This is a genomic window from Klebsiella sp. 2019SCSN059 (assembly GCF_021739525.1).
Lineage (GTDB): Bacteria > Pseudomonadota > Gammaproteobacteria > Enterobacterales > Enterobacteriaceae > Klebsiella > Klebsiella quasipneumoniae.
Genome location: NZ_JAKKOM010000021.1, coordinates 1 through 19,724, shown reverse-complemented (window position 1 = coordinate 19,724; position 19,724 = coordinate 1). Strand labels below are relative to the sequence as shown.

19 protein-coding genes are annotated in these 19,724 nt (G+C 54.5%); 8 read left to right on the top strand and 11 right to left on the bottom strand.

Annotation, left to right across the window (positions count from 1 at the left end; translation table 11 throughout):
- Positions 1-22: 22 nt before the first annotated feature.
- The 4 genes from dtd to typA all read right to left on the bottom strand — a co-directional run bounded on the left by dtd (position 23) and on the right by typA (position 3,869).
- The gene (dtd, locus tag L2I46_RS19380) at positions 23-460 is read right to left on the bottom strand and encodes a D-aminoacyl-tRNA deacylase (protein WP_060657109.1); all 438 of its coding nucleotides are present in this window, start codon (positions 458-460) and stop codon (positions 23-25) included.
- A complete protein-coding gene (locus L2I46_RS19375; RefSeq protein ID WP_004203625.1) occupies positions 457-1,317 on the bottom strand; it encodes a virulence factor BrkB family protein in 861 nt (286 codons plus the stop codon). Before L2I46_RS19375 ends, dtd begins: the two co-directional genes overlap by 4 nt.
- Positions 1,311-1,910, bottom strand: a complete 600-nt coding sequence (yihX, locus tag L2I46_RS19370) for a glucose-1-phosphatase (RefSeq protein ID WP_017899838.1) — start codon at positions 1,908-1,910, stop codon at positions 1,311-1,313. Before yihX ends, L2I46_RS19375 begins: the two co-directional genes overlap by 7 nt.
- Positions 1,911-2,045: 135 nt before the next feature.
- Positions 2,046-3,869, bottom strand: coding sequence for a ribosome-dependent GTPase TypA (gene typA, locus L2I46_RS19365; protein ID WP_023291496.1), 1,824 nt, complete (start codon positions 3,867-3,869; stop codon positions 2,046-2,048).
- 378 nt (positions 3,870-4,247) lie between these two features.
- Here typA and glnA point away from each other — a divergent pair, with 378 nt between their 5' ends.
- From glnA to L2I46_RS19345, 4 genes are all read left to right on the top strand, one after another.
- On the top strand, positions 4,248-5,657 hold the full coding sequence (gene glnA, locus L2I46_RS19360) for a glutamate--ammonia ligase (RefSeq protein WP_004203622.1): 1,410 nt from the start codon (positions 4,248-4,250) through the stop codon (positions 5,655-5,657).
- 188 nt (positions 5,658-5,845) lie between these two features.
- Positions 5,846-6,895, top strand: coding sequence for a nitrogen regulation protein NR(II) (gene glnL, locus L2I46_RS19355; protein ID WP_004203621.1), 1,050 nt, complete (start codon positions 5,846-5,848; stop codon positions 6,893-6,895).
- A gap of 8 nt (positions 6,896-6,903) precedes the next feature.
- Positions 6,904-8,313 (top strand): nitrogen regulation protein NR(I), encoded by a 1,410-nt coding sequence (gene glnG, locus L2I46_RS19350; RefSeq protein WP_002882749.1) that lies wholly within the window; start codon positions 6,904-6,906, stop codon positions 8,311-8,313.
- 110 nt (positions 8,314-8,423) lie between these two features.
- Positions 8,424-8,534 carry a YshB family small membrane protein gene (locus L2I46_RS19345; RefSeq protein ID WP_004152951.1) on the top strand — a complete coding sequence of 37 codons (111 nt, stop codon included), beginning with the start codon at positions 8,424-8,426 and terminating at the stop codon, positions 8,532-8,534.
- A 35-nt stretch (positions 8,535-8,569) separates the two neighbouring features.
- Here the strand turns inward: L2I46_RS19345 and hemN are convergent, their stop codons facing one another.
- Both hemN and yihI read right to left on the bottom strand, forming a co-directional pair.
- The gene (hemN, locus tag L2I46_RS19340; RefSeq protein WP_050534191.1) at positions 8,570-9,943 is read right to left on the bottom strand and encodes an oxygen-independent coproporphyrinogen III oxidase; all 1,374 of its coding nucleotides are present in this window, start codon (positions 9,941-9,943) and stop codon (positions 8,570-8,572) included.
- 188 nt (positions 9,944-10,131) lie between these two features.
- Positions 10,132-10,638, bottom strand: a complete 507-nt coding sequence (yihI, locus tag L2I46_RS19335; protein ID WP_085551814.1) for a Der GTPase-activating protein YihI — start codon at positions 10,636-10,638, stop codon at positions 10,132-10,134.
- A gap of 584 nt (positions 10,639-11,222) precedes the next feature.
- Here yihI and yihA point away from each other — a divergent pair.
- Entirely contained in the window at positions 11,223-11,858 is a 636-nt protein-coding gene (yihA, locus tag L2I46_RS19330) for a ribosome biogenesis GTP-binding protein YihA/YsxC (protein ID WP_048296381.1), read from the top strand.
- A gap of 147 nt (positions 11,859-12,005) precedes the next feature.
- On the opposite strand, the gene L2I46_RS29800 is transcribed toward yihA, so the two are convergent.
- Complete coding sequence (locus tag L2I46_RS29800) at positions 12,006-12,053, bottom strand: spot 42 RNA, inhibition of DNA synthesis (protein ID WP_071892919.1); 48 nt, start codon at positions 12,051-12,053, stop codon at positions 12,006-12,008.
- Positions 12,054-12,218: 165 nt separating this feature from the next.
- Complete coding sequence (gene polA / locus L2I46_RS19325; protein ID WP_085551812.1) at positions 12,219-15,011, bottom strand: DNA polymerase I; 2,793 nt, start codon at positions 15,009-15,011, stop codon at positions 12,219-12,221.
- A gap of 396 nt (positions 15,012-15,407) precedes the next feature.
- On the opposite strand from polA, the gene L2I46_RS19320 reads away from it, so the two are divergent.
- The gene (locus tag L2I46_RS19320; protein WP_032454450.1) at positions 15,408-16,316 is read left to right on the top strand and encodes an acyltransferase; all 909 of its coding nucleotides are present in this window, start codon (positions 15,408-15,410) and stop codon (positions 16,314-16,316) included.
- Positions 16,317-16,355: 39 nt separating this feature from the next.
- Here L2I46_RS19320 and dsbA read toward each other — a convergent pair whose 3' ends face one another.
- From dsbA to L2I46_RS19305, 3 genes are all read right to left on the bottom strand, one after another.
- Positions 16,356-16,979, bottom strand: coding sequence for a thiol:disulfide interchange protein DsbA (gene dsbA, locus L2I46_RS19315; RefSeq protein ID WP_004203613.1), 624 nt, complete (start codon positions 16,977-16,979; stop codon positions 16,356-16,358).
- A gap of 27 nt (positions 16,980-17,006) precedes the next feature.
- The gene (locus L2I46_RS19310; RefSeq protein ID WP_236948152.1) at positions 17,007-17,993 is read right to left on the bottom strand and encodes a serine/threonine protein kinase; all 987 of its coding nucleotides are present in this window, start codon (positions 17,991-17,993) and stop codon (positions 17,007-17,009) included.
- A 75-nt stretch (positions 17,994-18,068) separates the two neighbouring features.
- Complete coding sequence (locus L2I46_RS19305) at positions 18,069-18,338, bottom strand: YihD family protein (RefSeq protein WP_002882612.1); 270 nt, start codon at positions 18,336-18,338, stop codon at positions 18,069-18,071.
- 71 nt (positions 18,339-18,409) lie between these two features.
- Between L2I46_RS19305 and mobA the strand changes: the two genes are divergently transcribed.
- Positions 18,410-18,991 (top strand): molybdenum cofactor guanylyltransferase MobA, encoded by a 582-nt coding sequence (gene mobA / locus L2I46_RS19300; RefSeq protein WP_236948151.1) that lies wholly within the window; start codon positions 18,410-18,412, stop codon positions 18,989-18,991.
- Positions 18,988-19,494 (top strand): molybdopterin-guanine dinucleotide biosynthesis protein MobB, encoded by a 507-nt coding sequence (gene mobB, locus L2I46_RS19295; RefSeq protein WP_236948150.1) that lies wholly within the window; start codon positions 18,988-18,990, stop codon positions 19,492-19,494. Before mobA ends, mobB begins: the two co-directional genes overlap by 4 nt.
- The last annotated feature ends 230 nt before the right edge of the window (positions 19,495-19,724 follow it).

Genomic DNA, 19,724 nt, shown 5'->3' with positions numbered 1-19,724 from the left:
CGCAGCCTGCCCGGAAGCTGGGTCATACCTGCAACCAAAAGGTCACGGGACCATCATTGACCAAAGAAACCTGCATATCCGCAGCGAATCTTCCGGTCTGGGTGTTCATTTCCTGCTGGCGACAGCGGGCGACAAAATACTCATACAGCGCCTCAGCGCGGTCCGGAGCAGCACCTTTCGAGAAGCTCGGCCGCATCCCCCGCTCGGTATCGGCCGCCAGCGTAAATTGCGAAACCACCAGCACGCTGCCGCCCGCCTGCTGAACATTCAGGTTCATTTTCCCCTCCGCATCGCTGAAGATGCGGTAGCCCAGCACGCGCTCGCAGAGGCGATTCGCTTTTTGTTCATCATCGTCTTTTTCGACCCCCAGCAGCACCAGAAGCCCTGGGCCAATTTCGCCCATCACTTCGTCCGCCACGGTAACGCTTGCACGGGATACGCGTTGAATTAATGCAATCATGGTTGTTCTGTTTCTTCTGTTTTAAGTTTGCGGTATTCACCGAGAGTGACAGTAATTTCAGCGCCAAGCAAGACGATACACCAGGTCCAGTACACCCAGACGAACAAAATCGGCACCACCGAAATCACGCCATAAATGAGCTGATAGGACGGAAAGGTGGTGATATAGAGGGCAAACGCTTTTTTACCTGCCTCGAACAGCAGCGCCGCCACCAGCGCCCCGATCACCGCGTCGCGGTTACGCACCTGGGTGGTGGGTACAATACTGTAGAGCAGCCAGAATGCTGCCCAGGAGAGGATCAGCGGGAAAAGGCGGAGCAGATTATCAATTACGCCGTCCAGGTCGCTTGCCCAGCGCAGCGACAGCAGATAGGAACTGATCGCCAGGCTGGCGCCCGCCAGCAGCGGACCAAGGGTCAGGATCATCCAGTAGACGGCAAAGGAGTAAACTTTGGGCCGGCTGCGCGTGCTGCGCCAGATGGTGTTTAGCGCGCTGTCGATCGAGTACATCAGCAGCAGCGAGGTCACGATCAGGCCAAAGGCGCCTACGGCGGTCATGCGGCTGGAATTGGCGACGAACTGCTCGATATATCCCTGGATCACATCCCCGGTCGCCGGAATAAAATTGGCGAAGATAAAATGGCGGATCTGCACGCTGACTTCGGAGAACATGGGGAAGGCCGCAAACAGCGCGAACACGACGGCAATCAGCGGCACCAGGGACAGTAATGACACATAGGCGAGGTTCCCCGCCAGGGTGGTCATATGGTCTTCATCAATACGCCGCCACAGCAGCTTAAGCCACGCCAGCAGCGGCCGGGTATGGTGGAGTAATTTTTGATGAACGGTTCTTAGCATAGCTGTTTCGCGAAATAGTCAGGGATGGTCTTCTTCCCGGTCACCAGAATACTGGTGATCCCCAACCGGTTAGCCCCTGCTATATTATCGACGTTATCATCAAAAAAGACCGTATCTGCGGCGGAAAAGCCCTCTTCTTCCAGTACTCGCTGATAAATTTGCGCTTCAGGCTTACGCATTCCCATCTCCTGGGACAGATAGATGCGATCGGCGGCAGCGCGCACTTCCGGGTATTCATCCGGCCAGAACGTGGTGTGAAGACGATTGGTATTGGAGAGCACCACCACGCGATGGCCCTGGGCACGCAGTTTTTGCATGATCGCAATCACTTCCGGACGCAGTGCGACAAACACCGCCTGCCAGCCGTGAGCAAACTGCTCATAGCTGAGGGACATATTCATTTCATGGCACATGGCGGCGGCAAAATCTTCGTCGCTGAGCTCGCCGCGCTCATGCTGATGGAAAGCCTCTCCCATGGTGAAATGCTGCTTCAGCGTCGCCAGCGGGATGCGGGTTAAATCGCTCCAGGCCCCCAATACCCGGTTGAAGTCAATGTCGACAATCACATTACCTAAATCAAAGATATAGAGCATTTTCGTCTCCTTCCGCGCCGTGGAAAATTAACTTTAGCGGGAAAGGCAGGATTTGACTATTGGCGTGTGATGCAGGAATCAAAAAAAGAAACCCCGCCGGAGAGGCGGGGTTTTACGAACAACAAGAAGAATAAATTACTCTTCTTTTGCACCGCGCATTGCGCGTTTACGGTCGTTCTCAGTCAGGTGACGTTTACGGATACGGATAGAGGTCGGAGTGACTTCTACCAGTTCGTCGTCATCGATGAACTCCAGAGCCTGCTCCAGGGTCATCTTAACCGGCGGAACCAGAACCGTGGCTTCGTCAGTACCGGACGCACGCATGTTGGTCAGTTTCTTACCGGTCAGGCAGTTTACCGTCAGGTCGTTAGAACGGCTGTGAATACCGATGATCTGGCCTTCGTAAACTTCCGCACCGTGACCGAGGAACAGCTTACCGCGATCCTGCAGACCGAACAGGGCGAACGCTACCGCTTTACCCTGACCGTTGGAGATCAGCACGCCGTTGTTACGCTGGCCCACTTCGCCCGGACGAACGTCGTCGTAGTGGCTGAAGGTGGAGTACAGCAGACCGGTACCGGAGGTCATGGTCATGAACTCTGAACGGAAGCCGATCAGACCGCGGCTTGGGATCACGTAGTCGAGACGTACGCGGCCTTTTCCGTCCGGATTCATGTTTTTCAGGTCGCCTTTACGCTCGCCCAGCGCCTGCATAACAGAACCCTGGTGCTGCTCTTCGACGTCCAGCGTCACGTTCTCGAACGGCTCTTGTTTACGGCCGTCGATTTCACGGAAGATAACTTTCGGACGGGAAACCGCCATCTCGAAACCTTCACGACGCATGTTTTCAATCAGAACGGACAGGTGCAGTTCACCACGGCCGGAAACGCGGAACGCATCAGCGTCTTCGGTTTCTTCAACGCGCAGCGCCACGTTGTGCACCAGCTCTTTGTTCAGGCGGTCCAGAATCTGGCGAGAGGTAACGAACTTACCTTCTTTACCGCAGAACGGAGAGGTGTTGACGTTGAAGAACATGGAAACGGTCGGTTCATCGACGGACAGGGCCGGCAGCGCTTCGACATTCTGCGGGTCGCAGATGGTGTCGGAGATGTTCAGCTCGCCCAGACCGGTGATCGCGATGATGTCGCCAGCTTCAGCTACGTCGCTCTCGATACGCTCAAGACCCAGGTGGGTCAGTACTTTACCGACTTTACCGTTACGGGTTTTGCCTTCGCTATCGATGATAGTGACCTGCTGGTTCGGCTTCACTTTACCGCGTTTGATGCGGCCGATGCCGATGACGCCAACGTAGTTGTTGTAGTCCAGCTGGGAGATCTGCATCTGCAGCGGACCATCAAGGTCAACGTCCGGCGCCGGCACGCGATCGACAATCGCCTGGTACAGCGGGGTCATGTCTTCAGCCATGTCTTCGTGGTCCAGACCCGCGATACCGTTCAGCGCGGACGCGTAAACGATCGGGAAGTCCAGCTGTTCGTCGGTCGCGTCGAGGTTAACGAACAGGTCGAACACCTGATCGACAACCCAGTCCGGACGCGCGCCCGGGCGGTCAACTTTGTTGATGACCACGATCGGCTTCAGACCGTGGGCAAAAGCTTTTTTGGTCACGAAGCGCGTTTGCGGCATCGGGCCATCAAAGGCATCTACCACCAGCAGCACAGAGTCAACCATGGACATAACACGCTCAACTTCACCTCCGAAGTCGGCGTGCCCTGGGGTATCAACGATGTTGATACGGTAATCATTCCATTTGATTGCGGTGTTTTTCGCGAGGATGGTAATCCCACGCTCTTTCTCCAAATCGTTGGAGTCCATCACACGTTCTTGTGCTTCAGTACGTGCGTCGAACGTACCGGATTGCTGTAGCAGCTTGTCAACCAGGGTAGTTTTACCATGGTCAACGTGCGCGATGATGGCGATATTACGCAGATTTTCGATCACAACTTTGCCTCAGGCATTAGAAATAGCGCGTTATTGTACACGTATTAAGCGAAGGACTGAACAGGATCACAAACATCCTCCGCAAACAAGTATTGCAGAGTTTCTTTGTGACCGCTTTCACGGAGCGATAAAAGGGCACCGTAACAAAAATTGCACCAAAATGGTGCTCAATGTTCACACTGAGGCACTATTTTGGTGCATTATCTCCATCATGGTGCAGTCCTTTTGCACTATGGTGCGCATGATACAGCGTTTTATAGGGCATTTAAAAGTTGGCACAGATTTCGCTTTATATTTTTTAAGGCAACAACGCCACTTTTAAGCAGTATGAAGTTTTCGTTACCACGACGACAATGACCAATCCGGGAGAGTTTAAGTATGTCCGCTGAACACGTTTTGACGATGCTGAACGAGCACGAAGTGAAGTTTGTCGATCTGCGCTTCACCGATACCAAAGGTAAAGAACAGCACGTCACGATTCCGTCTCATCAGGTAAATGCCGAATTCTTCGAAGAAGGCAAAATGTTTGATGGCTCCTCGATTGGTGGCTGGAAAGGTATCAACGAATCTGACATGGTCCTGATGCCGGACGCTTCCACCGCGGTCATTGACCCGTTCTACGAAGAACCGACCCTGATCATCCGCTGCGATATCCTCGAGCCAGGCACCCTGCAGGGCTATGACCGTGACCCGCGCTCCATCGCGAAACGCGCTGAAGAGTACCTGCGCGCCACCGGCATCGCTGACACCGTCCTGTTTGGGCCAGAACCAGAATTCTTCCTGTTCGACGACATCCGTTTCGGCGCCTCTATCTCCGGCTCCCATGTCGCGATCGATGACATCGAAGGTGCGTGGAACTCCTCCACCAAATACGAAGGCGGTAACAAAGGTCACCGTCCGGGCGTGAAAGGGGGTTACTTCCCGGTTCCGCCAGTAGACTCTTCTCAGGATATCCGTTCCACCATGTGTATGATCATGGAAGAGATGGGCCTGGTTGTTGAAGCTCACCACCACGAAGTGGCTACCGCAGGTCAGAACGAAGTGGCAACTCGCTTCAACACCATGACCAAAAAAGCGGACGAAATTCAGATTTACAAATACGTTGTTCACAACGTCGCTCACCGCTTCGGTAAAACCGCGACCTTTATGCCGAAACCGATGTTCGGCGATAACGGCTCCGGCATGCACTGCCATATGTCTCTGGCGAAGAACGGCACCAACCTGTTCTCCGGCGACAAATACGCAGGTCTGTCTGAGCAGGCGCTGTTCTACATCGGCGGCGTAATCAAACACGCTAAAGCCATCAACGCCCTGGCGAACCCGACCACCAACTCCTACAAGCGTCTGGTCCCGGGTTACGAAGCGCCGGTTATGCTGGCTTACTCTGCCCGTAACCGCTCTGCCTCCATCCGTATTCCGGTGGTGACCTCTCCGAAAGCGCGTCGTATCGAAGTGCGCTTCCCGGACCCGGCTGCCAACCCGTACCTGTGCTTTGCGGCGCTGCTGATGGCTGGCCTTGATGGTATCAAGAACAAAATCCATCCGGGCGAAGCAATGGACAAAAACCTGTATGACCTGCCGCCGGAAGAAGCGAAAGAGATCCCGCAGGTTGCCGGTTCTCTGGAAGAAGCCCTGCAGGCCCTGGATGCTGACCGCGAGTTCCTGACAGCTGGCGGCGTATTCACTAATGACGCTATCGATGCTTACATCGCCCTGCGTCTGGAAGAGAACGACCGCGTACGCATGACTCCGCATCCGGTTGAGTTCGAACTGTACTACAGCGTCTAATTTTGCTGTAAATCCAGGGTATGTCGTGTTGTGGCGCGGGATGCCCGGGATATTTTGTTGCCGTGGAAACTTTCAGCCCATCTCAGGATGGGCTTTTTTCTCCACCAACACGCTGATCTCGCGAGCTTTTTACCGATAAAAAGCTATACTGCACTAAATTGGTGCACTCTTTTTCAGGAGACTGTCGAATGGCAACAGGCACACTGCCCGATGCTGGGCAGATCCTTAACTCTCTTATCAACAGTATCTTACTGGTCGATGACGACCTGGCGGTGCACTTTGCCAATCCTGCGGCCCAGCAGCTGCTGGCGCAGAGTTCGCGCAAACTGTTTGGCACCCCGTTACCTGAGCTGTTGAGCTATTTCTCATTGAATATCGGGCTGATGCAGGAGAGTCTGCAGGCGGGCCAGGGTTTTACCGATAACGAAGTGACGCTGGTTATCGATGGCCGCTCGCATATCCTGTCGCTGACCGCCCAGCGGCTGCCGGAAGGCTTTATTCTGCTGGAAATGGCGCCGATGGATAACCAGCGCCGCCTGAGCCAGGAGCAGCTGCAGCACGCGCAGCAGGTCGCCGCCCGCGATCTGGTCCGCGGCCTGGCGCACGAGATTAAAAACCCGTTAGGCGGCCTGCGCGGCGCGGCACAGCTGCTCAGCAAAGCCCTGCCCGACCCGGCGCTAACGGAATATACCAAAGTGATCATCGAGCAGGCCGACCGGCTGAGAAATCTGGTCGATCGCCTGCTCGGGCCACAGCATCCGGGCATGCACGTTACCGAAAGCATCCACAAGGTCGCCGAACGGGTAGTGAAACTGGTCTCGATGGAGTTGCCGGACAACGTGAAGTTGATCCGTGATTACGACCCCAGCCTGCCGGAACTCCCCCACGACCCGGATCAAATTGAACAGGTGTTGCTGAACATCGTCCGTAATGCGCTGCAGGCGCTGGGGCCGGAAGGGGGCGAAATTGTTCTCCGTACCCGGACCGCTTTCCAGCTGACGCTGCACGGGGTGCGTTATCGCCTCGCCGCCCGTATTGACGTCGAAGATAATGGCCCGGGTATTCCGCCCCAGCTCCAGGATACGTTGTTTTATCCGATGGTCAGCGGCCGCGAAGGCGGTACCGGCCTGGGCTTATCTATCGCCCGCAGCCTTATCGATCAGCACTCCGGCAAAATTGAATTCACCAGCTGGCCGGGTCATACCGAATTTTCGGTATACCTGCCTATTCGGAAGTAGAGGTGTTTATGCAACGAGGGATAGCCTGGATCGTTGATGACGATAGCTCCATCCGCTGGGTGCTTGAACGCGCGCTCACCGGAGCCGGCTTGAGCTGCACAACGTTCGAAAGCGGCAATGAGGTGCTAGATGCCCTCACCACCAAAACCCCGGATGTACTGCTGTCAGATATCCGTATGCCGGGAATGGATGGCCTGGCGCTGCTCAAACAGATTAAGCAGCGTCATCCAATGCTTCCGGTCATCATAATGACCGCGCATTCCGATCTGGACGCCGCGGTCAGCGCTTATCAACAAGGCGCGTTTGATTATCTGCCCAAACCTTTTGATATCGATGAAGCCGTCGCCCTCGTCGACCGGGCGATTAGCCACTATCAGGAGCAGCAGCAGCCGCGAAATGCGCCGATAAGCAGCCCCACCGCCGATATCATTGGCGAGGCGCCGGCCATGCAGGATGTCTTTCGCATTATTGGCCGTCTGTCGCGCTCATCCATCAGCGTGCTGATCAATGGCGAATCCGGTACCGGTAAAGAGCTTGTCGCTCATGCCCTGCATCGTCATAGCCCGCGCTCAAAAGCGCCATTTATCGCGCTGAATATGGCGGCGATCCCCAAGGACCTGATCGAATCGGAACTGTTTGGGCATGAAAAAGGGGCCTTTACCGGCGCCAATACCGTCCGTCAGGGTCGCTTTGAACAGGCTGACGGCGGTACGCTGTTCCTGGATGAAATTGGCGATATGCCGCTGGATGTCCAGACTCGCCTGCTGCGCGTTCTGGCGGATGGCCAGTTTTATCGCGTGGGCGGTTACGCGCCGGTGAAGGTCGATGTGCGGATCATCGCCGCCACCCACCAGAATCTGGAGCAGCGGGTGCAGGAGGGGAAATTCCGTGAAGATTTATTCCACCGCCTGAACGTGATCCGGGTGCATTTGCCGCCGCTGCGCGAGCGTCGGGAAGATATTCCTCGTCTGGCCCGCCATTTTCTGCAGATTGCCGCCCGCGAGCTAGGTGTTGAAGCCAAACAGCTGCATCCGGAAACGGAGACAGCGCTGACCCGCCTGGCGTGGCCGGGCAACGTTCGCCAGCTGGAAAACACCTGTCGCTGGCTCACCGTCATGGCCGCCGGCCAGGAGGTGCTGACGCAGGATCTGCCGAGCGAACTGTTTGAGACCACCATTCCTGATAGCCCGACGCAGATGCAGCCAGACAGCTGGGCGACGCTGCTGGGTCAGTGGGCCGATCGGGCGCTGCGCTCCGGTCATCAAAACCTGCTCTCAGAAGCGCAACCCGAAATGGAACGCACGCTGCTGACAACCGCCCTGCGTCATACTCAAGGACATAAACAGGAGGCTGCGCGCCTGCTGGGATGGGGTCGTAATACCTTGACGCGTAAGCTAAAAGAGTTGGGTATGGAGTAGGGTTTAACGGCGTGATGAAAAATAGCCGATCAGCGCAAAGTGCTGCTATTTTGTACTTTACTGTTCCGATGAGTTGAGTATGATCGTGCCCGGCATTAGGGGAGAGCATCATGTTTGAATCACTGGTGAGTATGATATCGAGCGGCGCCGCTGCGAGTCACACGCCGCAAACGGCAGTCGCTGCCGTGCTGTGCGCTGCGCTGGTCGGGCTGTTCAGCTAATTGTTCCCCCTCTCCTGCGGGAGAGGGGGAAAACATTAAATCACCCGTGAGAACTGCTGCATCCGAGCCTTTTGCCGGAGATAGGCATCAAAGCACATGCAGATGTTGCGGATCAGCAGGCGGCCTTTCGCCGTTACCTGGATAGCCTTACTCTCCACCACCACCAGCCCGTCATGCGCCAGCGGCGCCAGCAGTTTCAGGTCCTCGGCAAAATAAGTCTGAAAATCCACGGCCCACTGCGCTTCGACGGCATCAATATCCAGACGGAAGTTACAGATCAACGCCTTAATCACGTCGCGACGCAAACAGTCGTCACGGGTTAACGCGATCCCGCGCCACAGGGCGTTCCCTTGCTCTGCCACCTGCTGGTAGTACTGCTTCAGCTCTTTTTGGTTCTGAGCGTAGCTGTCGCCAATCATGCTGATCGCAGACACGCCCATCCCCAGCAAATCGGTATCGCCCTGAGTGGTGTAGCCCTGGAAATTGCGGTGCAGTACGCCGTGACGTTGCGCGACCGCTAATTCATCATCAGGACGCGCGAAGTGGTCCATGCCGATAAACTGATAGCCCGCCGCCGTCAGCGAGCCGATGGTCTCCTGGAGGATCTCCAGCTTCTGTTCAGCGGAGGGCAGATCGGCATCTTTAATTTTGCGCTGTGCGGCAAAGAGCGTGGGCAGATGCGCGTAGTTAAACACGCTCAGGCGGTCAGGGTTGAGCTCGGCGACCTTTTGCAGGGTGAAGGCAAAGCTCTCCGGCGTTTGCTTCGGCAGGCCGTAGATGAGGTCGATATTGGTCGAAGTAAATCCAATCTCCCGCGCATGGCGAAGCAAGTCAAAGATGAACGCTTCGTCCTGCTCGCGGTTAACCAGACGCTGAACCTCTTTATTGAAGTCCTGCACGCCCATACTCAGGCGGTTGAAACCCTCAGCGCGTAAATGATCGAGGACATCCAGCTCGATTTCACGCGGATCGACCTCGATAGAGATCTCGGCTTCGGCGCTGAAATGAAAATGGGTACGCAACAGATCCATCAGGCGACTGATTTGCGCCTTATTGAGATAGGTCGGCGTGCCGCCTCCCCAGTGCAGTTGCTTAACCTGACGGTTGGCAAACAGCGGCGCGCGGTGGATGATCTCCTGTTCAAGGAGATCGAGATACTGATCGGCCTTATGCTGCTGGCGGGTGACGATCTTATTGCAGCCGCAGAAATAACACAGCTTATGGCAAAACGGGATATGCACATACAGCGACAGGGGGCGCTGTGGGTAACGGGCCACAGCGGCATCGAATTCCGCCGCGCCGAATTGTGGTGAAAACTCCAGCGCGGTGGGATACGAGGTATAGCGCGGCCCGGAATAGTTATATTTCTGGATCAGGGCCAGATCCCAGTCGATTATCTGCTCAGACATGCTCACTCCTTCCGATGGTGCCGCCGACGGGTACGCCGTCCCGGCCCCACCGCACCGCGGGTCATGAGCCGGTTGCGCAGCCATTTCTGACGCCGCGACAACCGTCGTAGTTTAACGAATAACCACAGCAGATAACATATAACCAGAAGGGTTATAAGCAGTACCGGGGATCCGATGGGATGCAAATGTTATTTTCCACCCTTCAGCAGACGCATCATATCTTCCTGACGCTCTTCCTCTTCTTCATCTTCGTCATCGTAAGAGAGGCCGAGCTGCTGCATCAGCTCATCAATACGATCCAGTTTGGCATCCACCCAGCTCTGCTCTTCTGCATTCAGGGTACCGCCCTCTTCCAGACGTTCCAGCAGCGCGTCCAGGCGCTCATCATTCTCCAGCAACTCCAGCTCAGCCTGCGGTGAAAGCATAGGTTTCTCGCTCTTTGGTTTATGCTGCTTGGGAGCTGGAGCGCTGCTTTCGCTCGCGCCCAGCGGGATTGGTTTTTTGCTGCCCACGCGCGGATCTTGCGCCTGGCGCTGTTTTTTACCCGCTGAAGCCGCATCGCCGCCGTTCGCGCGACTTCCTGCCGCGTGGCCACGATGTTTCTTCTGCCGTTTGCGATCGCGAGCTTCCTGATTTAACTCTTCACGCGACTTGCGGCCGGATTTGCCACGGGTGGCGGATGTCGGTTTTTTCATGGTGTGTAATCTTCAGACAGTATTATTCAGTATAGAATTGAGGCGGAATCTAGCAGAAAGCAAGCAAAGAAAAAAGGCGACAGATTACTCTGTCGCCTTTTTCCTCACTGACCACCCTTAACGGGCTCTTCTTTCCCTGTTCGCTAACGACTTACCCTGTCTTTCCCTTAGCGTCCAACGGTCCCTGTTTCTTCCTTTTCCCTTTGAAACGTTTCCAAAACGCGTGTCATCCTGACAATCCTGTGGTCTTCGCCTCCTGGCGCTTCCTGACCCCTCGTCCTGAGTCCTCATCCTTTTCAGCATCCTCGCCGTTGTGTATTACTTTACCGTGTTGACAAAAATCGACAACCAGTCTGGCCGTTAAAAATCTACTTTCAGATTTCTCTATTTTTATAATTTATTTACTTTCATATGGTTATGATTTGTTGGCCTTATTTTTCTCAGGCATGTCCTATACGAAGAATAGCCAATGTCTCACAAAGTGCAGGGTTTTTACTTACAGAACCGGCGTGCGGTAAAAACAGCCTTTTTCTGCTGTTCAGGTATAATCCCTGCCATAGCCTGTTTTAACGGAGACGACCGTCTTGACCAACTGGAATTATCAACTGACGCACTTTGTCACCAGCGCGCCAGATATCCGCCATCTTCCTGCCGATACTGGTATTGAAGTGGCATTCGCCGGCCGCTCCAATGCGGGAAAATCCAGCGCACTGAATACGCTGACCAACCAGAAAAGCCTGGCGCGGACCTCCAAAACGCCCGGACGTACACAGCTGATTAACCTGTTCGAAGTTGCCGAAGGCAAACGCCTGGTCGACCTGCCCGGCTATGGTTATGCGCAAGTCCCGGAAGAGATGAAGATCAAGTGGCAGCGCGCGCTGGGAGAATACCTGGAAAAACGTCTGTGCCTGAAGGGCCTGGTGGTTCTGATGGACATTCGCCACCCGCTTAAAGATCTCGATCAGCAGATGATCCAATGGGCGGTAGAAAGCGATATTCAGGTGCTGGTGCTGCTGACCAAAGCCGACAAGCTCGCCAGCGGCGCGCGTAAAGCGCAAGTGAATATGGTGCGTGAAGCGGTACTGGCCTTCAATGGCGATGTCCAGGTTGAACCCTTCTCCTCGCTGAAAAAATCTGGCGTGGATAAGCTGCGACAGAAGCTGGATAGCTGGTTTAACGAAATCCCGCCGCAGGAAGAAGAGCGCGCCGTAGACGAGTAATCGTCACGAACAGCCGGATAAGAGCGTACCGCGCCTTATCCGGGTTCCTCTCCAGAATCAAGCACAAGCGTGTCCTGTCCCTTTGCCACTTTTCTTTCGCGCAATAAAAAACGCCCCGGTCATAAATGACCGGGGCGGCTAAAATATTCAGCCAAATCCGATTACGTGAAGTAAAAGGTCTGAAAGATAGAACATCTTACCTCTGTACCCTACGCGAATAACTCTACTCTTCTTTCGCTCACGGATAAAGCATTTTTTGTAGTTTTTTTTCACTATTTACATAGCAAATTCAAATGATCCTCACAAAACTCTATAAGTTATGTTGCTTACTTACAGAAAATCGCGTTGCGCTTTGTATACTTAGTGCGCTTGATCCCAGTTCTCTCCGCTGCCCACTTCCACCAGCAACGGTACCGCCAGCGTAGTGCTGTTCTCCATCAGTTCGTGGATCTTTTTCGATACGGCATCGAGCTCATCTTTATGCACTTCAAAGACCAGTTCATCGTGAACCTGCATGATCATCCGCACGCGAGGCTTCTCGCTGCGCAGCCATTCATCAACGGCAATCATCGCCCGCTTGATGATATCCGCAGCCGTCCCCTGCATCGGGGCGTTAATCGCCGCACGTTCCGCACCGGCGCGACGAGCGCCATTGCTGGACTTGATATCCGGTAAATAGAGTCGACGGCCATCCAGCGTTTCAACATAACCTTGCTCCTTCGCCTGTGCGCGGGTGCGCTCCATATACTCCAGCACGCCCGGATAACGCTCGAAATAAAGATCCATGTACTTCTGCGCTTCTTTACGCGGGATGTTCAGCTGGCGGGCCAGGCCAAAGGCGCTCATGCCATAGATCAGACCGAAGTTGATAGCTTTCGCACTGCGCCGCTGTTCGCTGCTGACGCTGTCCAGCGGTAAGCCAAACACTTCAGCCGCCGTCGCCCGGTGAATATCCTTCCCTTCCGCGAAGGCGGTCAGCAGGCCTTTATCCCGCGACAGGTGCGCCATAATGCGCAGCTCGATTTGCGAGTAGTCCGCCGAGACAATGACGTAATCTTCCGGCGCGATAAACGCCTGGCGAATACGGCGCCCTTCTTCGTTACGCACCGGAATGTTTTGCAGGTTTGGATCGGTAGACGACAAACGGCCAGTGGCGGTAACCGCCTGATGATAGGAGGTATGCACGCGGCCCGTTTTGGGGTTAATCATCAGCGGCAGCTTATCGGTATAGGTCGACTTCAGCTTCGCCAGCCCACGGTACTCCAGAATCACCTTCGGCAACGGGTAATCGAGCGCCAGCTCTTCCAGTACCTCTTCAGAGGTTGACGGCGCGCCGCCCGGCGTCTTCTTCAGCGGTTTGATACCCTGTTTTTCAAACAGGATCGTTTGCAGCTGTTTGGTGGAGGAGAGATTAAACGCTTCCCCGGCGATCTCATGCGCCCGCTGCTCCAGCTCAACCAGGCGCTGGGCAATTTCCTGCGAGTGCGCATGCAGCACGGCGGGGTCGATTTTAACGCCATTGCGCTCAACGCGAGACAGCACCGGCACCAGCGGCATTTCAATGTGCTGGAAGATATTCAGCGGACCTTCATGCTGCTGCAGCTTCGGCCACATTTTCAGATGCAACTGAAGCGTGACGTCGGCGTCTTCCGCCGCGTAGCGACCAGCCTCTTCCAGCGCAATCTGGTTAAAGGTGAGCTGATTCTTACCCTTGCCAGCGATCTCTTCGAAGGTAATCGTTTTATGCTTCAGCCAGCGGTCGGAAAGACTGTCCATATCGTGGCGGCCCGCCACGCTGTCGAGAATGTAAGATTCCAGCATGGTATCGAACGCAATCCCGCGCAGCTCAATGTCGTAATTAGCCAAAATGCCGCGATCGTATTTGAGATTTTGCCCAACCTTGAGCAGCTTCTCATCCTCCAGCAGCGGTTTAAGCAGCGCCAGCACGCGCTCGCGCGGGATCTGGTCCGGCGCATCAAGGTAATCATGCGCTACCGGGACATAGGCGGCCACGCCCGGCTCAACAGCGAATGAAAGGCCGACCATGTTGGCGGAGATGTTATCCAGGCTGTCGGTTTCCGTATCAAAGGCAAAGAGCGGCGCCTGCTTCAGCTTATCGATCCAGGTGAGCAGCGTGGCCTCATCAAGGATAGTGACATAGTGCTCTGCTGAAAGTGCAGTAGCGGCTTCAACCTCTTCTTCGGCTTCTGCCGCTGCTGCAGGCACTGCAGGTTTCGCAGCCGGTTTGCCCCCCTTCGCCTGCAGCCATTTCCCGGCTTCAACGTCGGTGGTCCAGCGCTTAAACTCATACTGTCTGAACAGCGCCAGCAGATCGTCTGCAGCCGGCGGCTGCACCTCAAGCTCTTCACACGTGAGCTCCAGCTCGACGTCGGTTTTGATGGTCGCCAGCTGATAAGAGAGATAAGCCACCTCCTTGTTCTGCACCAGCTTCGCCGCCATCGTTTTCGCGCCGCGGAAGCTCAGTTCAGCGATTTTCTCCGGTTCCGCATACAGCGTATCGAGGCCGCCAAGGCCTTGCAGCAGCGCCTGGGCGGTCTTTTCGCCCACGCCCGGCACGCCAGGAATGTTATCCGAGGAGTCGCCCATCAGCGCCAGGAAATCAATAATCAGCTCCGGCGGGACGCCGTATTTGGTAACCACCTCATCCGGCCCGAGGATAGTGTTGGTCATGGTATTGATCAGGGTGATCCCCGGCGTCACCAGCTGGGCCATGTCTTTATCGCCGGTACTGATCAGCACCGGACGTCCGGCCCTTTCCGCTTCCCGCGCCAGGGTGCCAATCACATCGTCAGCTTCGACGCCTGGGACCGCCATCAGCGGCAGCCCCATCGCTTTCACCATCTTATGCAACGGCTCAATCTGCGCGCGCAGATCGTCCGGCATCGGCGGGCGATGAGATTTGTAATGTTCGAACAATTCATCACGGAAGGTTTTCCCTTTCGCATCAAAGACCACGACGGCATGAGTCGGTTGATACTGCAGAATCAAACTGCGCAGCATATTCAGTACGCCGTACATAGCCCCGGTGGGCTCCCCTGCGCTGTTAGTCAGCGGCGGAAACGCATGATACGCCCGATAAAGATAGGAGGAGCCGTCAACGAGGATGAGAGGGTTTTCTGGGATCTGAACCATAATTTCCGTGCCTGTTTATCAGATTATGGATAAAGGATGCCACAGACGGGCATGAAATCCTGAATTTTTCCCGCATTTCGCGGAAAAGATTCAACGATCGTCGCGATCGCGCGACAACTTAGCTTGTGGATAACTTTGTGCATAGTTTTACAACGTCAGCTTATCCGCCCCGGGAAATAAATGAATAAATAGTATTAATTACTATTTATCAATCACTTAAAAACAGATCAACGATCCTGGCATTAATTTGATGACCTAATCTTCCATGTGGATAGAAGATCCTTGTTTTTTTCTGTTCTGGTAAGACCCGTCATTTGCCGCGTTTTCTGGTAAAATCAGCCCCTTGCGCAGCTTAAAGGCGCTCTTTGTCAGCCTAACTTTCTGAATAAACTAACTATGTCGAGATTACTCGCTGCGATAACACTTCCGCTGAGTATCGCCTTAACCATCTTAGTCACCGTTATCTGCTCTGTACCGATCATCGTCGCCGGGCTGATTAAACTGCTGGTCCCCATTCCAGCGGTATGGCGCTCTATATCCGTTTTTTGCAATTTTATGATGTACTGCTGGTGCGAAGGGCTGGCGCTGCTGTTGCATCTCAATCCCTGGCTAAAATGGGACGTCCAGGGTCTGGAAGGCCTGAGCAAAAAGAACTGGTATCTGCTGATCAGCAACCACCACAGCTGGGCAGATATCGTGGTGCTGTGCGTACTGTTCCGCAAGCATATTCCGATGAATAAGTACTTCCTTAAACAGCAGCTGGCGTGGGTACCGTTCATCGGTCTCGCCTGCTGGGCGCTGGATATGCCTTTTATGCGCCGCTATTCGCGTAGCTATCTTATTCGTCACCCGGAACGCCGTGGTAAAGATGTCGAAACCACCCGCCGTTCATGTGAGAAATTCCGCTCACATCCGACGACTATCGTCAATTTCGTGGAAGGCTCGCGTTTTACCGACGCAAAAAAGCGCGAGACGCGCTCCCCTTACCACAATCTTTTACCACCGAAAGCGGCAGGTATTGCCATGGCGCTCAATGTTCTCGGTTCGCAGTTCGATAAACTGCTGAACGTTACGCTGTGCTACCCGGAAAATAATGCAAGGCCGTTTTACGACATGTTAAGCGGCCGACTGACGCGCATTGTGGTTCGTATCAATCTGGTACCGATTGGCGAAGAGCTACACGGCGATTACGTCAACGATAAGAACTTTAAGCGTGGCTTCCAGCGCTGGCTGAATGGGCTGTGGGAAGAGAAAGACCGTCAGTTAACTGACATTATGCGGGACAAAGAAGGGGCGCCACGGTAAAGCAGATAGAGTAACGCCGGTCAGTGACCGGCGTTTTTTTTATTTCTTCTCAACCAGCTGCTTCACGGTATCCGCATACTGAGCGACGAAGACATCCATATTGCTGGTGTCCATCCCCTGCGGGTTCAGCTGGTACTTACCATTGACGTACATAGCCGGTACCCCCTGCAGCTGCAGATCGGCTGCCGCTTTCTCCTGCTGAGCGACCAGAGATTTCACCACGAAGCTGTTCCATGCGGCATCGTAGTCTTCCCCTTTCACGCCAGCGTCGACGAACACTTTACGAATGTCAGCCAGGCTCTGCACGGTCTGGTTTTTCTGTACCGCTTCGAACATCGGCGCCGTAATTTTATCTTCAACGCCCAGCGCGATGGCAACAGCCCATGCCTGCGTCAGCTCCTTGCCCAGCGGCCCCAGGAACTCGACGTGGTATTTGGTCATTTTGGTGCCTTCTGGCAGTTTCTGGCGCACGCTGTCAGAGACATGCAGCACTTCTTCAAACTGATAGCAGTGCGGGCAGTAGAATGAAAAGAACTCAAGCACCTGTGGCTCGCCAGCAACCGGCTTATCAAGGGTGATGTACTGCTTGCCGTCGGTGATCTGGGCAGCGGATGCACTAAAAGCCAGAATCATACCAGCCAGCGCCAGCCAAACTTTTTTCATGATTTACTCTCTCCTGGATATATCACATTAATACATTGGCGTTAACTGAAGCGGGGGTTCCTGTAGAACCTTCACCTGCTCGAGAAAAGTAGACGTCTGCCCTCGCCAGTAATCCTCCCCGGTTAACCAGGGGAAATTAACCGGGAAAGCCGGATCGTCCCAGCGTCTGAGCAACCACGCCAGATAATAAACCAGTCGCATGGCGCGTAAAGGTTCAATAAGCGCGATTTCATCGCTGTTAAAGGGGCTGAATTCCTCATAGGCCTCGACGATGGTCTCCAGCTGCATACGCTGTTCAGCCTTATCGCCGTTGAGCAGCATCCACAGATCCTGAATCGCCGGGCCGGTTCGCGCATCGTCTAAGTCAACAAACAGCGGCCCATCGCGCCAGAGGATATTGCCTGCATGGCAGTCACCATGCAGGCGCAAAGTAGTCCCACCGCCGTGCCATTGGGTCATGACGGCAGCGATGAGTTTATCGGTCGCCTTCAGGAAATCGGCCTTCAGGCCTGACGGGATAAGCGTCGACTGTTCAAATACCTGGCGCGGTTCCAGCAGATACTCCTGCACGCCAATCTCCGGACGCGCAGAAAAGCGCTGTTTGCGCCCGGTCTGGTGCAGGCGCCCAAGATAACGGCCAACCCACTCCATCTGATCAAGGTTATCCGCCTCGAACTGTCGGCCGCCAAGGCTTGGGAAAACGGCAAAATAAAATCCCTGATGCTGATGAAGCGTACTGTCGTTAAATAACAGCGGCGCAGCAACGGGCACTTCATCTTCTACAAGCTGAAGCGCAAACTGGTGTTCTTCAAGGATCTGCGCTGCCGACCAGCGCTCAGGACGATAGAACTTCACCACATAGCGATGACGCTCTTCGTCCTGGAACTGATAAACGCGGTTCTCATAGCTGTTCAGCGGGGTAAGACCGGAGTCCACCCGCATACCCTGATCGAATAATCCATCGATAATGGTATCCGGGCGAAGCGTCTGAAAAGTAAAAGCCTTATCGTGCATCCTGACATCCGATAATCGTACGAATAGTTCAGGATATCATCTCATTGCGCTTTACGCGGCAGCGCTTACAACCTTTTACTCTTTTATTACGCCGCGGGCGCGCAACAGCGCGGTTTTAAAGTCCTCTTCATAATCCTTCTGAATACCCGGGATGACAGCATCTTTTGAAGAATCACGCATCTTCAGGTGATAAATCAGAATATCATCGGAAAGATCGCTCAGTTCGCCATCATAGCCGGCCTCTTTCGCCAGCTTCTGCAAAAATTGCATCAGGTTCAGTTCAGGCTCTTTCTGCCAGGCGGGCTGGAGGAGTTCAATTACTTCATTCAGACGTTTACATTTCATGGTCATGCTCCTTACTCTTGATAGGGACAAGTTAACAGGGTCAATCCCACAATGAAAGAGGCGATATTCATATGCAAAGCGAGGCGATAACCGGCGTCGTGCTGGCGGGCGGCAGGGCCACGCGAATGGGCGGCATTGATAAAGGATTACAGTTGCTCAATGGACGTCCTCTCTGGCGACACGTCGCGGAGGCATTAGCTCCGCAGGTAGATGAGTTAGTGATTAGCGCCAACCGTCACCTTACGCAGTGGCAAGCCAGTGGATATCCGGTGTTTCGTGATACGCAGGCGGGGTACCCGGGTCCTTTAGCCGGTATGCTTGCCGTGATGCAGCAGGTCGCGAGTCCATGGTTTGTTTTTTGCCCCTGCGACACGCCCTTCATTCCGTCATTTTTAGTTGAGCGCTTTATCCAGCAAAAAAGCGCTGCGCCGGTGGTTTGGGCCCATGACGGCGAACGGGATCATCCCGCCGTTGCGCTGGCGCATCGTCAAATTATTCCGCATCTGGAGGCCTATCTTGCCAGCGGCGAACGCCGGGTAATGGTGTTCATGCTCCAGATGGGCGGCCATCCGGTTAGCTTCAGCGAGGTAAAATCGGCTTTTATGAATGTGAATACGCTCGAGGATTTGCAACGTATGCAGGAGCCATCATGATCCCGCTATTAGCGATTGCCGCCTGGAGCGGTACAGGGAAAACGACATTATTAAAGCGTCTCATTCCTGAGCTGTGCGCTCAAGGATTACGCCCTGGTCTGATCAAGCATACCCATCATGATATGGACGTGGATAAGCCGGGCAAAGATAGCTATGAATTGCGCAAGGCGGGCGCTGCGCAAACCATTGTCGCCAGCGAACAGCGGTGGGCGCTGATGACCGAAACACCCGAGAAGCCGGAATTAGATCTCACATGGCTGGTCAGTCGAATGGATGCCAGCAGACTGGACCTTGTTTTGGTCGAGGGTTTCAAGCATGAAGCAGTGCCTAAGATCCTGCTTTTTCGGCAAAACAGCGGCCATCGTGTGGAAGAGTTAACGATGGATGATCATACGATCGCCGTGGCCAGCGATGTATCGATCGCGACCTCACTTCCGCTGTCGGATTTAAATAATATTCCGCAGATTGCGACATTTATTGTCGGCTGGTTAGCGAAGCAGTAGCAGGACTTCAGGCGATATTTTTCCCTGAGTCAGTGCTGCATATCTTGTCCGCGCCACAGGAGGGGCGTAGCTCCATGTTGGATCCGTAGCCCCGGTAAGCGCAGCGCCACCGGGGGAAGCATGTCGGCACCCTCGCCGGAGGACAAAAACGCAAAAAAGCTCAGTCTTTCGACTGAGCTTTCTGCTTTATTTGATGCCTGGCAGTTCCCTACTCTCACATGGGGAGACCC

Excerpts from the sequence above, each read along its gene's own strand:
- L2I46_RS19320 (WP_032454450.1), top strand. The coding sequence starts at position 15,408 with ATGTCGAGATTACTCGCTGCGATAACACTTCCGCTGAGTATCGCCTTA.
- L2I46_RS19375 (WP_004203625.1), bottom strand. The coding sequence starts at position 1,317 with ATGCTAAGAACCGTTCATCAAAAATTACTCCACCATACCCGGCCGCTG.
- glnG (WP_002882749.1), top strand. The coding sequence starts at position 6,904 with ATGCAACGAGGGATAGCCTGGATCGTTGATGACGATAGCTCCATCCGC.
- L2I46_RS19345 (WP_004152951.1), top strand. The coding sequence starts at position 8,424 with ATGTTTGAATCACTGGTGAGTATGATATCGAGCGGCGCCGCTGCGAGT.
- yihX (WP_017899838.1), bottom strand. The coding sequence starts at position 1,910 with ATGCTCTATATCTTTGATTTAGGTAATGTGATTGTCGACATTGACTTC.
- polA (WP_085551812.1), bottom strand. The coding sequence starts at position 15,011 with ATGGTTCAGATCCCAGAAAACCCTCTCATCCTCGTTGACGGCTCCTCC.
- mobA (WP_236948151.1), top strand. The coding sequence starts at position 18,410 with ATGCAAAGCGAGGCGATAACCGGCGTCGTGCTGGCGGGCGGCAGGGCC.
- dtd (WP_060657109.1), bottom strand. The coding sequence starts at position 460 with ATGATTGCATTAATTCAACGCGTATCCCGTGCAAGCGTTACCGTGGCG.
- glnA (WP_004203622.1), top strand. The coding sequence starts at position 4,248 with ATGTCCGCTGAACACGTTTTGACGATGCTGAACGAGCACGAAGTGAAG.
- hemN (WP_050534191.1), bottom strand. The coding sequence starts at position 9,943 with ATGTCTGAGCAGATAATCGACTGGGATCTGGCCCTGATCCAGAAATAT.
- L2I46_RS19310 (WP_236948152.1), bottom strand. The coding sequence starts at position 17,993 with ATGCACGATAAGGCTTTTACTTTTCAGACGCTTCGCCCGGATACCATT.
- dsbA (WP_004203613.1), bottom strand. The coding sequence starts at position 16,979 with ATGAAAAAAGTTTGGCTGGCGCTGGCTGGTATGATTCTGGCTTTTAGT.
- yihI (WP_085551814.1), bottom strand. The coding sequence starts at position 10,638 with ATGAAAAAACCGACATCCGCCACCCGTGGCAAATCCGGCCGCAAGTCG.
- glnL (WP_004203621.1), top strand. The coding sequence starts at position 5,846 with ATGGCAACAGGCACACTGCCCGATGCTGGGCAGATCCTTAACTCTCTT.
- L2I46_RS19305 (WP_002882612.1), bottom strand. The coding sequence starts at position 18,338 with ATGAAATGTAAACGTCTGAATGAAGTAATTGAACTCCTCCAGCCCGCC.
- mobB (WP_236948150.1), top strand. The coding sequence starts at position 18,988 with ATGATCCCGCTATTAGCGATTGCCGCCTGGAGCGGTACAGGGAAAACG.